The organism is Nonomuraea diastatica, from assembly GCF_004349015.1.
Classification (GTDB): Bacteria; Actinomycetota; Actinomycetes; order Streptosporangiales; family Streptosporangiaceae; genus Nonomuraea; species Nonomuraea diastatica.
The window spans coordinates 21034-35853 of the sequence record NZ_SMKP01000002.1 but is presented as its reverse complement, the minus strand read 5'-3'; the positions used below and the strand labels follow the sequence as shown (position 1 = coordinate 35853).

Below are 14820 nucleotides of genomic sequence, written 5' to 3'. Positions count from 1 at the left end.
AGCCCCCAGCCCGGCGGGACCCTCACTGGGTGGCACGACGACGCCCCCGCCCAGGGCCGGGCGAGGGCGTCGTGAACGGCGGGTGGGCTGGCTATCCCTTGGCCGCCGCGGCCTTCTTGGAGCTCTTCGCTCCCTTGGCGCCGCCGCCCGTGGAGGCCAGCCGCCTGGCGATGGCCTGGTATTTCGGCTCGCGTTCCTTCAGCGTCACCAGCAGCGGCGTGGCCACGCACAACGAGGAGTAGGTGCCGACGATCATGCCGACGAACAACGACAGCGACAGGTCCTTCAGCGTGCCGGCGCCGAGCACCGTGGTGCCGATGAACAGGATCGCCGCCACCGGCAGGATCGCGACCAGCGAGGTGTTCAGCGATCGGATCAGCGTGTGGTTGAGCGCGTTGTTGGCCGCCATCGAGTAGGTCTGCTTGGACGTGTGGCCCAGCTTGGCCGTGACCTCCTTGATCATGTCGAACACCACGACCGCGTCGTAGAGCGAATAACCGAGGATGGTCAGGAAGCCCAGCAGCGTCGCCGGCGTGACCTCGAAGCCCGACCAGGCGTAGATGCCGGCCGTGATGACGAGGTCATGGATGAGCGCGACGATCGCGGCCAGCGCCATCTTCGGCTCGAACGCCATCGACAGGTAGAGGATGATCGCCAGCATGAACACGCCCAGGCCGATCCAGGCCTTCTGCGAGACCTCACCGCCCCAGGACGGGCCGATGGCCTGGATGCTCACCTGGTCGAGCGGGACCCCGAAGTCCTTGGAGATCTCGCTCTGCACCTGGGTCCGGGTGTCCTCCGGCAGGCTCTCGGTGGTGGCCCGCCAGCCACCGGTGCCCGCCTGCTGGACGATCACCTGGTGCACGCCCTGGTCGAGCACGGACTCACGCACCTGCTCGACCGAGGCCTGCGAGGACTTGAACGAGAAGATTGTGCCGCCCTTGAACTCCACGCCCAGGTTGAGCCCGTTGACCAGCAGCCCGGCCAGCGAGACGGCGAGCAGCAGGCCGGACAGGCTGTACCACAGCCGCCATTTGCCGACGAAGTCGACGTCGATCTCGCCGCGGTAGAGGCGACGCCCCAGTCCCATCTCAGGCCTCCTGCGGAGTGGTCGTGCGGCCGGTCGAGCCGACCTCGCTCATACGCTCGGCGTCGAGGCCGGACAGCGGGTGCCCCTTGGCGAAGAACTTCACCCTCGCCAGCAGAGCGATGAACGGCTTGGTGAACAGGAACACCACCACGACGTCGATCAGCGTGGTCAGGCCCATCGCGAACGCGAACCCGGCGACACCGCCCACCGCCAGGAAATACAGCACGATGGCGGCGATGAACATGACGGCGTCGGCGATCAGGATCGTGCGCCTGGCACGGACCCAGGCCACCTCGACGGCCGAGCGGAGCGACCGCCGCCCTTCCTTCATCTCATCACGTATGCGTTCGAAGTACACGATGAAGGAGTCGGCGGTGATGCCGATCGAGACCACCAGGCCGATGATGTGCGGCAGAGAGAGGCGGAAGCCGGCGTTGTGCCCGAGCACCACCACGGACGTGTACGTGATGACGGTGGCCACCACGAGGCTCAGCACCGCCACGATGCCCAGGCCGCGGTAGTAGAGCAGACAGTAGACGACCACCAGCGCCAGGCCGATCAGGCCGGCGATCAGGCCGCCCTCGAGCTGGTCCTGACCCAGGGTCGAGGAGACGGTGTCGACGGAGCTGCGGTTGAACTTCAGCGGCAGCGCTCCGTACTTGAGCTGGTCAGCCAGCGTGGTGGCGCTGGCCTGGTCGAAGCCGCCGGTGATCTCCGCCCGGCCGCCCGGGATCGGGCCGATGATGTTGGGGGCGGTGATGACGACGCCGTCGAGCACGACGGCGACCTTGTTGCGTGGTTCCTGGGAGTTGTAAGCGGCGGTGGTGAGCTTGCTCCACTCGCCGGCGCCCTTGCTCTTGAAGTCGAGCTGGACGACCCACTCGGTGGTGCCCTGGCGGACGCCCGCGGAGGCGGTGTCGATGTCGGTGCCGACGACCTTGGCGACGTCGAGGACGTACTTGAAGCTGCCGTCGCTCTCGCAGCCGGCGTACTGCTTGTTGGGGTCGTCCTGGACACCCTGCCCGCGGTTGGCGGGGTCGGCGCAGTTGAGCTTCTTGAACTGGGCCAGCACCGCGGGGTCGATGCCCTCGGGGTTGACGCCCAAGGCGTTGGGGTCGTCCGCCGGGGGTTGGCTGGGTTCGTCGCTCGGCGCGGGCGTGGACTTACCGTCCTTGGTGCCCCGCTTGTCCTGCCCCTTCGGGCTCTCCGTGGCGGAGGGCTCGGCCGACGTGCTCGGCTGTGGCGCGATCAGCGCCGACGACAACGCCTTGCCCGTGGGGGACGCGCTCGGCTGCGGCGCTCCGGCCGACGGGGACGCCGGCGGCCTGACCGGCTCGGAGGCCTTCGGCTTGGCCGGGTCGGAGGCCGAAGGGCCGTCCGACGTGCCGCCCGAGGGCGAGGCGCTCGGCGTCGGCGCGTTGGTGGCCAGGTCTGCCGGGGCCTGCGTGGCCTCCATGGCGAGCACCTGGCGAAAGCGCAGCTCTGCGGTGGTCGCGACCAGCTTGATGGCCTCGTTCTGCCCGACACCCGGAATGGAGATGATGATGTTGTCGCCGGACTTGGCGACCTCCGCGTCGGAGATGCCGGTGCCGTTGACCCGGTCGCGGATGATGTTGACCGCCCGGTCAAGGATCTCCTCTGGAGGAGCCGCGTTGTTCTGGGTCACGGGCGACAGAGTCACCGTCGTGCCGCCGGCGAGGTCTAGCCCCAGCTTGGGCGTGTACGCCTGCTGCAGGAACATCGTCCCGCCCAGGGCGAGGAAGAGCGCCAGAAGCACCAGGAGCGTACGCCCCGGTCGGCTGTGGCGGCTGGTCGGTCGGGCCACTGGTCGTCAGTTCTTTCAGATAGAGGTTTGTCGCAGAGCTTAGTCAGGACCGCTTGGTGCTGGAGTCCTGGTCTCCGTTGCGATCCACGGCGGCCTCGGACTCGTTCCCGCCCTCCTCGTCGGACGTGTTGCCGTCAGCGGCCTCGTCACCTGCGGAAGCGTCTCCGGGCGTGACGACGCGGCCGATGGCGGCCTTCACCCAGCGGGTCTCGACACCGGGGGCGACCTCGAGGACGACGTCCTCATTGTCCACCGCGACGACGGTGCCGAACAGGCCCGTCGTGGTCATGACGCGCGCACCCGGAGTGAGAGAGTTCTGCATCCGGACGGCCTCTTGCTGGCGCTTGCGCTGCGGGCGGATCAGCAGGAAGTAAAACACCACCACCAAGAGGATCAGCGGCAGGATGCTTCCGAGTTGTCCCATGTCCATAAGGGGCGACCTTCCATTGTCGTACAAGGAGTTGACACCGGCCTCGCGCCGGAAATTCCGTGCGTCGCGTCGGGCCGCGCCACTCGGGCCGTCAGCCTACACAGCCAGCCAAGCCACGGAGTGTAGGCGCTTGTTGAGAAACGCGGCAACGAAGCAGCGTTTCGGCGCGCGGGGAAGTTCCCATATTGAAACGGTTGCAACCGTTCTGTGATCAGTCGAAAAGCGGGGCTCCGAATGCGTCAGGTGGTGGAGTCATGCCGAGATGGGTCCACGCGGCCGCGGTCGCCACCCGGCCGCGCGGTGTCCTGGCCAGCAGACCTTGGCGTACGAGGAACGGCTCGGCCACCACTTCGACCGTCTCCGGCTCCTCGCCCACGGCGACCGCGAGGGTCGACAACCCCACGGGACCGCCGCCGAACTTCTTCAGCAGCGCGCCCAGCACCGCTCTGTCGAGCCGGTCGAGCCCTTCTGCGTCAACTTCATAAAGGTTGAGCGCCGCCGCCGCGACCTCGCGGTCGACCACCCCGTCGGCGCGCACGTCGGCGAAGTCGCGCACCCGCCGCAGCAGCCGGTTGGCGATGCGGGGCGTGCCCCTCGACCGCCTGGCGATCTCGTGGGCGCCGTCGTCCGGCAGGCCGACGCCGAGCAGCCTCGCCGACCGGTAGAGCACCTGCTCCAGCTCGCCGACCTCATAGAAGTCCATGTGGGCGGTGAACCCGAACCTGTCGCGCAGCGGCGCGGGCAGCAGCCCGGCTCTGGTCGTGGCGCCGACCAGGGTGAACGGCGCGATGTCGAGGGGGATGGCGGTGGCCCCTGGGCCCTTGCCGACGACGATGTCGACCCGGAAGTCCTCCATCGCGAGATAGAGCATCTCCTCGGCGGGCCTGGCCATCCGGTGGATCTCGTCGATGAACAACACTTCGCCCTCGGCCAGCGTCGACAGGATGGCCGCGAGGTCGCCCGCACGTTCGAGGGCCGGGCCCGAGGTGATCCGGAGCGGCGCGTTCAGCTCGGCTGCGATGATCATCGCCAGGGTCGTCTTGCCGAGCCCCGGAGAACCGCTCATCAGCACGTGGTCGGGTGGCCGCTGCCGCCGCAGAGCACTTTCGAGCACGAGGGAGAGCTGCTCGCGCACCCGGCCCTGGCCGATGAACTCGCCGAGCCGCTTGGGCCTGAGCGCCGCCTCGATCTGCAGCTCCTCGCCCTCGGCGTCGGGTGAGACGAGCTCCCGATCAGAGCTCACCGCGGCACCTCCTCCCGCCGATGACGACCCTACGCATCGCACCGGGCCGGCGGGGCCCGGCATGGCACCGCCCGTCGCGCCCCGGCCGGGCCAACCTATCGAACCCCGGCGCCCCGCCGGTCACTCCGCTCACCGCGTAACCACGGAACCCGGCCCGCGTTCCGCTCGTCACGGTGGGCACCACGTGGGCCTTCACGACCGGCCGTGACGGGCGGCAGGCCACGTCGGCGCGTGCGGTGCCGCCGGCTCCGCCGCCATGACTCATCGCACGCTCAGCGATCGCAGCGCGGCCTTCAGCAGCGTGGCCACCCGCGGCTGGCGGCCGGCGGCGAGGTCGGCGTCGGCGTCAGGCTCCACGGCGTCGATCGCCTCGTCGGCGTCCTTGCTGGAGTAGCCGAGCCCCACCAGCCCCGAGTGCACCTGCTCGCGCCAGGCCGCGACCTTCCGCTCGCCGTTGAGCGCGGCGTCGACCGTCGTCTCCGGCGTGCCCAGCCGGTCTTTCAGCTCCAGCACGATGCGCTGTGCCCCCTTCTGCCCGATGCCCGGCACCTGCGTGAGCGCCTTCAGATCGGCGCCGGCCACGGCCACCCGCAGCGCGTTGGGCGCGTGCACGGCCAGCATCGCCAGCGCCAGTTTCGGCCCGACGCCGCTGGCCGTCTGCAGCAGCTCGAACACCGCCCGCTCGTCGTCGGTGGCGAAACCGAAGAGGGTGAGGGACTCCTCGCGCACGACGAGAGACGTGGCCAGGCGTGCCTCCTCGCCGATGCGCAGCGTGGCGAGCGTGCCGGGGGTGCAGTGGGCGAGAATCCCGACGCCGCCGACCTCGATCACGGCTCCGTCGGGCGTGATCGCCGTCACCTTCCCGGCCACCGACGCGATCATCACACGCCTCCTGTCGTCGATCCGGTCACAACCCTGCCCTCCGCCTCACGACCCTGCCCTGCCGAGGCGCCCGCCCCGAGAGGAGAGCGGCTCCCTCTCGCGCTCGACCATCCGCCACTGAGACGACCGGACCAGCCGGACCCACCGCGCTCGAACCGCCCGGGAGCCTCCCGGGCCGCCGTTCGCGACATCCGTCCCGGAGTCCGCGGGAACGGCGGCTCCGCCGCGCCGTCACAGCCCGGAGCCCTTCCTGGTGGCCTTGGCGAGGGCCGCGGCGAGGCGGTGCTGTGCGCCGCCGCGCCAGACGTGGCAGATGGCCAGGGCGAGCGCGTCGGCGGCGTCGGCGGGTTTGGGCATCTCGGCGAGCCGCAGCAGCCGCGTGACCATGGCGCCGATCTGCTTCTTGTCGGCCGTGCCGCTGCCGGTGATGGCGGCCTTCACCTCCGACGGCGTGTGCAGCGCCACGGGCAGCCCACGCCGGGCCGCGCACAACACCGCGACCCCCGCGGCCTGCGCCGTGCCCATGACGGTGCGTACGTTGTGCTGGCTGAAGACCCGCTCGACCGCGACCGCGTCGGGACGCACGTCGTCGAGCCATTTCTCGATGCCGGCCTCGATGCCCACGAGCCGGGCCCCGAGCTCCTCGTCGGCGCCGGTGCGCACCACCCCGACGGCCACGAGCGTCAGCGGCGCGCCCGGACGCCCCTCGACGGCGCCCAGACCGCACCGGGTCAGCCCCGGATCGACGCCCATCACCCGCACCGGCATGCCCTCCCGTGCCCGCCGAACATCTGTTCGGCACGAGACTCTACTCCGCCCACGGTGACCGTGCACCGGGAAACGCCCGTCAGAAGTCTTCGAGCATGTACGGCCTGGCGGCGAAGGCGGCGTCGAGTGTCTCGTCGTATCGGTCATATCCGGACATGAGCCCGCTGAGGCGCAGGGTGGCGGCCGGGATCCCGGCGTACAGGGCGGAGAGGCCGTTCACGCTGAGCCTCACCCCGGGCTGCCCGGCCGGGGTGACGGCGACGGAGCCGCCGGAGAACTCCAGCCGCCACGTGCCGCCACCTCCGAGAGGGTCGTCCACGGTGACGACGGCCCCGCCCGCAAGGTGCGCCGGGTAGCCCCTGCGCTCGGCCGCGGCGGCGACGTCGAGCACCCTGAACATCCACCGGCGCTGCGTGACCTGCTCTATCGTCCGCTCGCGCAGCAGCCACAACACCGGGTCGTCGGGAGCCACGTGCGCGACGACCTCGCGCGCGATCGAGGACGCGCTGCCCACCACGGACCACAGCGCCCTGAGTGTCTCCCCGGATCCGGCGACGAGGCTGTCGACCAGCATGTCATCGCCGTGCCACCGGTAGACCACGAAACCGTCGTCGGCGACGTAGAGGAAGTCGTCCTCGCTCTCGAGCCACAGGCTCCAGGTGTCCTCGTCCCACGAGATGGGCCCGCTGGCGCGGGTGGCGCCGTGGACGCGGTGCAGGATGGAGACGACCTCTCCCGCGTCGCCCGGGCCCATCCTGCGCAGCTTGACCTGGCCGGACGGCCGGATCCTGCGCAGCAGCTCGGCGGGGAGGCGTACGCTGTGCTGGGCTCCGGCGTGCTCGTAGCCGAGCGAGCGGTAGATGCGGGTGGTGGCCGGATAGAGCGCGGAGATCGCGTCGCCGAGCGCCCTGCCGCGTTCGACGACGGCCCGCATGATCGTGCTGCCGAGGCCGCGGCCGCGGTCTTCCGGCGCCACGGTGACCCCGGCGATCCCGGCCATCGGCTGCGGCCTGCCGTGCCACCACTGGGTGAACTGACGCAGCCGTGCCGCGGCGGCCAGCCTGGTGCCGTCGAAGGCTCCGAGATAGCGGCCCTCACCGAGGGCCGGGAGCACCGCCCGGCGCCATCTGTCCCTGTCGGAGACGGACAGCGGGCCGAAGGCGCGTCTGCGAAGGTCAAGGACGTCGTCGAGGTCTTCAGGGGTGAGGTCGCGTATCTCCACAGTCAGCCAACTTATGCGGCGGGCGTACGCGCTCGCGAACCGTTTCCCGTGAGGACGAGTCTGTCGAGATAGAGCAGCTGGGCGGCCACCGCGGCCGCCAGCGCGACGGCGACGACGACCAGCGGCGTGGCCGCGCCGACGTCCGGCGAGGCGGCGGTGAAGGCGCCGAGGTGCGCCACCTGGGCGACCGGGGCGGTGAACAGCTCCGGCTGCTGGGCGACGAGCCGCGGCCAGAGCAGGTCCTGGGCGTTCACCAGCGCGACGGCGCCGGCGAGAAGCCCCGCCATGGGGAGCGAGGGCAGGAACACACCGCTGAAGAAGTCGCCGCCGGCGCGCTCCGCCAGCCCCTTGCACAACAACGTGAGCACGAGCAGCGCGGGGACGCTCACAAGAAGCGGCGGGACGAGGGCGGCGAACGTGTCGATGAGGCCGAGGTTGCGCATGTTCCGCCAGTTGGCGACGGAGAAGACTCCCGGACCGGCGAACAACCAGGGCGCGAACGCGAGCAGCAGCCACTCGCTCCTGGGCCCCAGCGGGCGCAGGCCGCCGATGCCGAGCGCGGCCAGGTAGGCGACGCCCACGGAGACCAGGGCGCCGGCGACCGCGGGCACCCAGGTGTTCACCTGCGTACGCAGGCCGCCCGCCTCGGCGCCGGGCGAGGCGAGCAGGCCGTCGATCCACGGCCAGGCGCAGATGAGCGCGACGGCCACGACAACGACCAGCGCGGTCACCCCGGCGGCCGCGGCCGCCGGGGTCGGCGCCCTGCCGCTCTGCCCCGCGGGCGGGGGCACGAGCGGACCAGACGCCTCGCCCGGGTGCGGGGACACGCGCGGGTGGGACGCCTCGCCCGGGTGCGGGGCGTTCGGAGCGGGCGCACCGCCAGGAAGGGACGGGGGCGACGGGGTGATCGCGCCGCCGGTGCGGGACACGTCCCCCGCGGGTTTCTGGAGGAGGGTGATGCGCAGGCGGCACGCCACGGCGATGACGGTCGCGACGACGCCGAGCACGCCCAGGATCACCCCTGTGACGGTCGCGACGGCCGCTCCAGCGCCTAACTTGGCCATCCTGAAGGCATAGTCGTACTGGAGGCTCGCGAGCGTCTCTGTGGAGCGCTCAGGGCCTCCGCGGGTGAGCACCATGCCGAACGAGAGCGTCTGGATCCCGACGGCGACGGTGGCGATCGCGACGAGCGCCCCCACGGCGAGCATCGCGGGTGCGACGCGTCCACCGGCGGGCGGTCCCGCCGCGCGAGCGCGCAGGACGGGCAGGAACGCCGTCACCGCGAGCGCGCAGACCACCCCGAACGTGGCGGCCGCGACGATGAGCCGGAGCGTTCCAGGGGCCGTAGCCGTCTCGCGCAGCCCTTGGGCCAGGCCCGCCACACCGGAGGCGTCGGTACGCAGCCCGCGCGTCCAGGCCACCGCCACCCCCACTGGGGAGAACGTGACGATGCCCAGGGAAAGCACGACCCGCCCCGCCCGCCGGGGCCAGGTGCCCGCGCGGTCCAGCGCCAGCGCGAGCAACGGCGCCACCACCACGGCCACCAGCAGCGGCACCGTGGTCAGCGAGAGCGTGAAGCCCAGCGACCGCCAGAAGCCGCTCCGCCCCAGCAGCTCGACGTAGTTGTCCATCCCCGCGTCAACGCTCTCACGCAGGAAGCCCCCGCTCTGGAGGCTGGTCAGGACCGTCTGGACCGTGGGCAGGACCAGGGTGATGAGGGCGCCGAGGACCGCGGGCGCGGCCAGCAGCCAGCCGAGCGCCGGCGGGAACGCCTGTGAAGGGGTGGGGGAGGTCACGTGGCCTGACCCTACGCCGCCCCGAGGCTGTCGCGCACGCGAAAGGCTCGCCGCCGGGACCCATCCGGCGCCGGCCGGCCAAGGAGCCCGAGAGCGACCGTGACGATCGCCCGCCGGACGGCCTTGGCCGGGGAAGAACGCTAGTCCAGCGCCGCCAGCACGTCGTCGGAGACGTCGAAGTTGGCGTAGACGTTCTGGACGTCGTCGCTGTCCTCCAGCGCGTCGATGAGGCGGAAGACCTTCTTGGCCCCCTCCTCGTCGAGCGGCACGCTCATCGTCGGCAGGAAGCTCGACTCCGCAGAGTCGTAGTCGATGCCCGCGTCCTGCAGGGCCTTGCGCACCGGCACCAGGTCGCCGGCCTCGGACACGACCTCGAACGAGTCGCCCAGGTCGTTGACCTCCTCGGCGCCCGCGTCGAGGACGGCCATCAGCACGGTGTCCTCGTCGAGGCCGTTCTTCGGCACGATGACGACGCCTTTGCGGTTGAACATGTAGGAAACGGACCCGGGGTCGGCCAGCGAGCCGCCGTTGCGGGTCAGCGCCACGCGCACCTCGGAGGCGGCGCGGTTGCGGTTGTCGGTGAGGCACTCGATGAGCACCGCGACGCCGCCGGGCGCGTAGCCCTCGTAGGTGATGGTCTGCCAGTCGGCGCCGCCGGCCTCGAGACCGCCGCCGCGCTTGCGAGCCCGCTCGATGTTGTCGTTGGGCACGGAGTTCTTCTTCGCCTTGAAGATGGCGTCGAAGAGGGTGGGGTTGGCATCCGGGTCAGGGCCACCTGTCCGGGCCGCCACCTCGATGTTCTTGATGAGCTTCGCGAACAGCTTGCCGCGCTTGGCGTCGAGCGCGGCCTTCTTGTGCTTCGTCGTCGCCCATTTGGAGTGGCCGGACATTACCTAGAGCTCCCTCAGCATGTCTACGAAGTAACGGTGCACGCGAGCGTCTCCGGTCAGCTCGGGATGGAACGACGTCGCGAGCAGCGGCCCTTGCCGGACCGCGACGATCCTATCCCCAGGCTCGCACCTGCCCAGCACGTCGACGTCCGCGCCGACGGATTCGACCCACGGCGCGCGGATGAAGACCGCGTGCACCCGCTGCCCGGCGAAGTCGATGTCCTCCTCGAACGAATCGACCTGGCGGCCGAACGCGTTGCGCCTGACGACCATGTCGATGCCGCCGGCGGTCTGCTGGCCGGGGACGCCGTCCTCGATCCGGTCGGCCAGCATGATCATGCCGGCGCAGGAACCGTAGGCGGGCATGCCTTCCTTGATCCGCATGCGCAGGGGCTCGAACATGTCGAAGGCCTCGGCGAGCTTCCACATCGTCGTCGACTCGCCGCCGGGGATGACCAGGCCGTCGACCGCCTCCAGCTCGGGGGGCCTGCGCACGGCCGTGGCCCGCGCGCCCGCCTCCTGGAGCATGCGCACATGCTCGCGCACGTCGCCCTGCAGGGCGAGTACACCGATCGTGGGCACGGGAGATCCTTCCGTCCGGGTGCGGGTTCAGACAATTCAACACCACGACGGGCCGGGATCTTCCTATAGGGGTCCGCGTCTCGCGGCGAGGGGGCCGCGGACCGCGCCGGCCGGGACACGGCGGTGTGTCCCGGCCGGCGCGCGAGGGATCACGGACGCTCGGTCTCCAGGCGGACCGTCTCCTCCACCGTCATCGGCTGGCTGCGCAGGGCCGGGTCGAGCGGGCGCAGGTACGTCTGCCGCACCCCGGGCACCCGGTCCTCGATCACGAACGTGGCCCGCGTGTACACCTCGCCGCCGGAAGTCTGCACCTGCGGCACCACCTTGAAGTCGGCCGTCATCTGATCGCGCTCGACCTTCGTCAGCACGTAGCCGCGCTGGTTGTTGTAGAACTTCAGATGCGGGTTGATCGTCAGGAACGGGTGCGTCGCCGGGTCGGAGTCGGTCCCGTCCCCGCCGGTCGAGATCGAGGTGGCCACCAGCTCCGAGCCGACGGACGGACCCGTCGGGTCGTCGTAGTCGAGCTTGAGGTCGCTGGCCCAGTGGGCGTGCACGTCGCCGGTCAGCACGACCGGGTTGCGCACCTTCGCGTCGAGCCAGCCCTGGGTGATGCGCTTGCGGGAGGCGACGTAGCCGTCCCACGCGTCCTGGCTTGTGATCTTGGCCGGGCCGTCGTTGTTGTCGCGCTGGGCGAAGAACACCTGCTGGCCGAGGATGTCCCACTGCGCCCGCGAGTGCCGGAATCCGTCCAGCAGCCACGCCTCCTGCTCGGCGCCCGTGATCGAGCGGGCCGGGTCGATCGAGGCGGGACAGTCGCGGTAGCCGTCGCCGCAGCCCTGGTCGTCGCGGTACTGGCGGGTGTCGAGCATGTGGAAGGTGGCCATCCTGCCCCACCGGATGCGGCGGTAGAGCTGCATGTCGACGCCGCGCGGGACGGAGGTGCGGCGCAGCGGCATGTTCTCGTAGTAGGCCCGGAAGGCGGCCTCGCGCCTGCTCAGGAAGTTCGGCTGGGGGTTCTCGGGCTTCTCGGGCACCTCGTCGGCCCAGTTGTTGTCCAGCTCGTGGTCGTCCCACACCACCAGCCACGGCGCGGCGGCGTGCGCGGCCTGCAGGTCGGGGTCGGTCTTGTACTGGGCGTGGCGCTGGCGGTAGTTGGCGAGGGTCTCGGTCTCGGGGCCCTCATGGTCGCGGACGTTGCCGCCGGGGATGGTGTAGGTGTCCTTGGTGTACTCGTACTGGTAGTCGCCCAGGTGCAGGATCACGTCGGGGCGCTCCTCGGCCAGCCGGCGGTACGCCGTGAAGTAGCCGTGCTCGTACTGTGAGCAGGAGACGAACGCCATGGCCAGGGCGCCGCCGTACGACAGGGGGTGCGGGGCGGTGCGGGCGCGGCCGAGCGGCGAGACGTACGGCCCGACGCGGAAGCGGTACCAATAGTCGCGGTCGGAGCTCAGGTTCTGCAGCTCCACGTGAACGCTGTGCCCCCATTCGGGCGCGGCCACCGTCACGCCGCTGCGCACGACGCGGCGGGCGCCCTCGTCGGAGTACACCTGCCACAGCACGGGGAACGGCTGCTGCGGCATGCCTCCGAGGCCGTCCTCGGCCATCGGCTGCTGGGCGAGCCTGGTCCAGATGACGAAGCCCTCGTGATCGGGGTCGCCGGACGCGACGCCGAGAGTGAAGGGGTCGGTGCGCAGCCCGCGCGAGGCGAGGCTCTGGGCGGTTTCCTTGCTTGGCTCAGCAGCGGGCTCTGGGGCGGCGTGCGCGCCGGTCGCGGGGATCGCGGCGGCGGCGCCCGCCGCTAAACCGGTGACGAGGAAATGCCGGCGGTTCAGCTTGGACACGTGAGGCTCCCGGGCGATCAAGGGTGAGGGACGTCCGTAGCCTGACTCAGGATCATGACCGGAGGGTGAACAGCAGAACAGAAAAAGACGACATCCTTCGCGGATGCCGCCTTTTCTGGCGATACTCGCCGTCTCCGTACGGAGGGACTACCAGCCGCGCTCGGCCAGCCGGTGCGGCTGCGGGATGTCGTCGACGTTGATGCCGACCATGGCCTCACCCAGGCCGCGCGAGACCTTGGCGACGACGTCAGGGTCGTCGTAGAAGGTGGTGGCCTTGACGATGGCCGCGGCGCGCTTGGCCGGATCGCCCGACTTGAAGATGCCGGAGCCCACGAAGACGCCCTCGGCGCCCAGCTGCATCATCATCGCGGCGTCGGCCGGGGTGGCGATGCCGCCCGCGGTGAACAACACGACCGGCAGCTTGCCGAGCTTCGCGACCTCGGCGACCAGCTCGTACGGCGCCTGCAGCTCCTTGGCGGCGACGTACAGCTCGTCCCCAGGCAGCGACGCGAGCCGCTTGATCTCGGCGCGGATCGTGCGCATGTGGGTGACGGCGTTGGAGACGTCACCGGTGCCCGCCTCGCCCTTGGAGCGGATCATCGCCGCGCCCTCGGTGATGCGGCGCAGGGCCTCGCCCAGGTTGGTCGCCCCGCACACGAACGGCACGGTGAACTGCCACTTGTCGATGTGGTTGGCGTAGTCGGCCGGGGTGAGCACCTCCGACTCGTCGACGTAGTCGACGCCGAGCGCCTGCAACACCTTCGCCTCGGCGAAGTGGCCGATGCGGGCCTTGGCCATGACGGGGATCGACACGGCCTCGATGATGCCGTCGATCATGTCGGGGTCGCTCATCCTCGACACGCCGCCCTGGGCGCGGATGTCGGCGGGCACGCGCTCGAGGGCCATGACGGCGACCGCCCCGGCATCCTCAGCGATCTTGGCCTGCTCGGGCGTGACGACGTCCATGATGACACCGCCCTTGAGCATCTCGGCCATGCCGCGCTTGACGCGGGCCGTTCCGGTGACAGGGCTGCTTTCTGGCGTGCTGCTGGACACGGTCTTCCTCACGGGCTCTCACGGCGAATCGGTATGTTCTCAAACCCATCGTAGGTCCTGACGGACCCCTCCCCCGACATGCCAATATGTCAGGTTCTATCGCCTTACTTATACACAAGTACTACGGGATGACGGGCTTGCGGCTGGCGAGGGCGACCCAGACCTGGCCGGGTGCGAAGTTCATCGGCTCGCCGCTCTGCGTGGTGAACGTCGTGCCGTCCTTCTCCGATTCCCGCTCCCAGTTCGCCTTGTACGCCTTGCCGTCGCGCAGCACGATCGCCTTGCCCTTGCCCGTGGTGTGCACGAGCGGCGTGTAGCTGTCGTTCTTGTCGTGGAACTGCGAGCGCTCGGTCTTCGTGTACTGGATGACGACCGTCGGCGCGCCGAGCTGCCCGCCCTCCGCGGCCATGTCCTTCTTGCCGTCCTGCCAGATCATCCACTTCTTCCTCGCCTCCGACCAGGCGAAGGTGAAGCGCGCGGCGGGCCACTTGACCGTGTACGACTTGCGCTCCACGCCGCCCTCGGCAGGAGCGTCGCCGAAGGTGAAGCCGATGTCCTTGGCCTTGCTCGCCTTCGGCGCCTTGGCCAGCAGCCGCTTGGTGTTGGCGAACAGGTTGTAGGGGGCGAAGCGGCCCGGCTGGCGGAAGTACGCGCCAGGGTTGCGCGTGTCGCCGACGTCGAACAGGGACGCCTCGGCGATGAACGGCAACATCTTGCTCTGCGCCCCCGAGTAGGAGAAGGCGGGCTTGCCGAACTGCGGTGCGATGTGCAGGTCGGAGATGCGGGCGCTGCGCACAGGCCCCACCTTGGACGGCAGCTTGGACGAGAAGATCGCCATGATCCGGGTCAGACCGGCCTCGACCTGCTCGACGTAGACAATGTCGGCGCTCTTCAGGCCCTGCTGCGGCTTGCCCGCCGCGGTGTTCTCGATCTTCACGGCCAGCACGGGCTTGAGGCTGTCGTACGGCCTGCCGGTGAAGGGGTGGGTCTTGACCTCGGCGGGCTCCTCGCTCGGCGCGACGGAGGCGGCCGCCTGCGGCACCTTGCCCGGCGCCGGTTCCTCGGAGGAACAGGCCGAGACGGGCAGGAGCACGGCCGCTCCGGCCAGCCAGATGGTGATCGTCCGGGATAGCCGCACCAGTAACACTCCTCGCCTCAGCCCTGAAAACGGGATGAAGCTTACTGGTTTCCCCAA

The 14820-nt window shown here is 70.4% G+C and carries 13 protein-coding genes; all 13 read right to left on the bottom strand.

Going from position 1 to position 14820, the window contains the following annotated elements:
• Positions 1-91 precede the first annotated feature (91 nt).
• Positions 92-1090, bottom strand: a complete 999-nt coding sequence (gene secF / locus E1294_RS00840) for a protein translocase subunit SecF (protein WP_132503674.1) — start codon at positions 1088-1090, stop codon at positions 92-94.
• A gap of 1 nt (position 1091) precedes the next feature.
• On the bottom strand, positions 1092-2867 hold the full coding sequence (gene secD, locus E1294_RS00835; protein ID WP_132503673.1) for a protein translocase subunit SecD: 1776 nt from the start codon (positions 2865-2867) through the stop codon (positions 1092-1094).
• Positions 2868-2958: 91 nt separating this feature from the next.
• Positions 2959-3339 carry a preprotein translocase subunit YajC gene (gene yajC, locus E1294_RS00830; protein WP_246082736.1) on the bottom strand — a complete coding sequence of 127 codons (381 nt, stop codon included), beginning with the start codon at positions 3337-3339 and terminating at the stop codon, positions 2959-2961.
• A gap of 217 nt (positions 3340-3556) precedes the next feature.
• The gene (gene ruvB, locus E1294_RS00825; RefSeq protein ID WP_132503671.1) at positions 3557-4588 is read right to left on the bottom strand and encodes a Holliday junction branch migration DNA helicase RuvB; all 1032 of its coding nucleotides are present in this window, start codon (positions 4586-4588) and stop codon (positions 3557-3559) included.
• Positions 4589-4849: 261 nt separating this feature from the next.
• A complete protein-coding gene (gene ruvA, locus E1294_RS00820; protein WP_132503670.1) occupies positions 4850-5470 on the bottom strand; it encodes a Holliday junction branch migration protein RuvA in 621 nt (206 codons plus the stop codon).
• A gap of 231 nt (positions 5471-5701) precedes the next feature.
• Positions 5702-6232: a crossover junction endodeoxyribonuclease RuvC gene (gene ruvC, locus E1294_RS00815; RefSeq protein WP_132503748.1), complete on the bottom strand. Its 531-nt coding sequence runs from the start codon at positions 6230-6232 to the stop codon at positions 5702-5704.
• Positions 6233-6317: 85 nt separating this feature from the next.
• Positions 6318-7460 carry a GNAT family N-acetyltransferase gene (locus E1294_RS00810; protein ID WP_132503669.1) on the bottom strand — a complete coding sequence of 381 codons (1143 nt, stop codon included), beginning with the start codon at positions 7458-7460 and terminating at the stop codon, positions 6318-6320.
• An 11-nt stretch (positions 7461-7471) separates the two neighbouring features.
• Entirely contained in the window at positions 7472-9256 is a 1785-nt protein-coding gene (locus E1294_RS00805) for a sugar ABC transporter permease (protein ID WP_132503668.1), read from the bottom strand.
• 140 nt (positions 9257-9396) lie between these two features.
• Positions 9397-10146, bottom strand: a complete 750-nt coding sequence (locus E1294_RS00800) for a YebC/PmpR family DNA-binding transcriptional regulator (RefSeq protein WP_132503667.1) — start codon at positions 10144-10146, stop codon at positions 9397-9399.
• Positions 10147-10149: 3 nt separating this feature from the next.
• Entirely contained in the window at positions 10150-10728 is a 579-nt protein-coding gene (gene pdxT / locus E1294_RS00795) for a pyridoxal 5'-phosphate synthase glutaminase subunit PdxT (protein WP_132503666.1), read from the bottom strand.
• A gap of 149 nt (positions 10729-10877) precedes the next feature.
• Positions 10878-12569 (bottom strand): alkaline phosphatase D family protein, encoded by a 1692-nt coding sequence (locus E1294_RS00790; RefSeq protein WP_132503665.1) that lies wholly within the window; start codon positions 12567-12569, stop codon positions 10878-10880.
• Between the two features lie 147 nt (positions 12570-12716).
• On the bottom strand, positions 12717-13637 hold the full coding sequence (gene pdxS, locus E1294_RS00785; RefSeq protein ID WP_132503664.1) for a pyridoxal 5'-phosphate synthase lyase subunit PdxS: 921 nt from the start codon (positions 13635-13637) through the stop codon (positions 12717-12719).
• A 109-nt stretch (positions 13638-13746) separates the two neighbouring features.
• Positions 13747-14763, bottom strand: coding sequence for a DUF3048 domain-containing protein (locus E1294_RS00780; protein WP_132503663.1), 1017 nt, complete (start codon positions 14761-14763; stop codon positions 13747-13749).
• Positions 14764-14820: the final 57 nt, after the last annotated feature.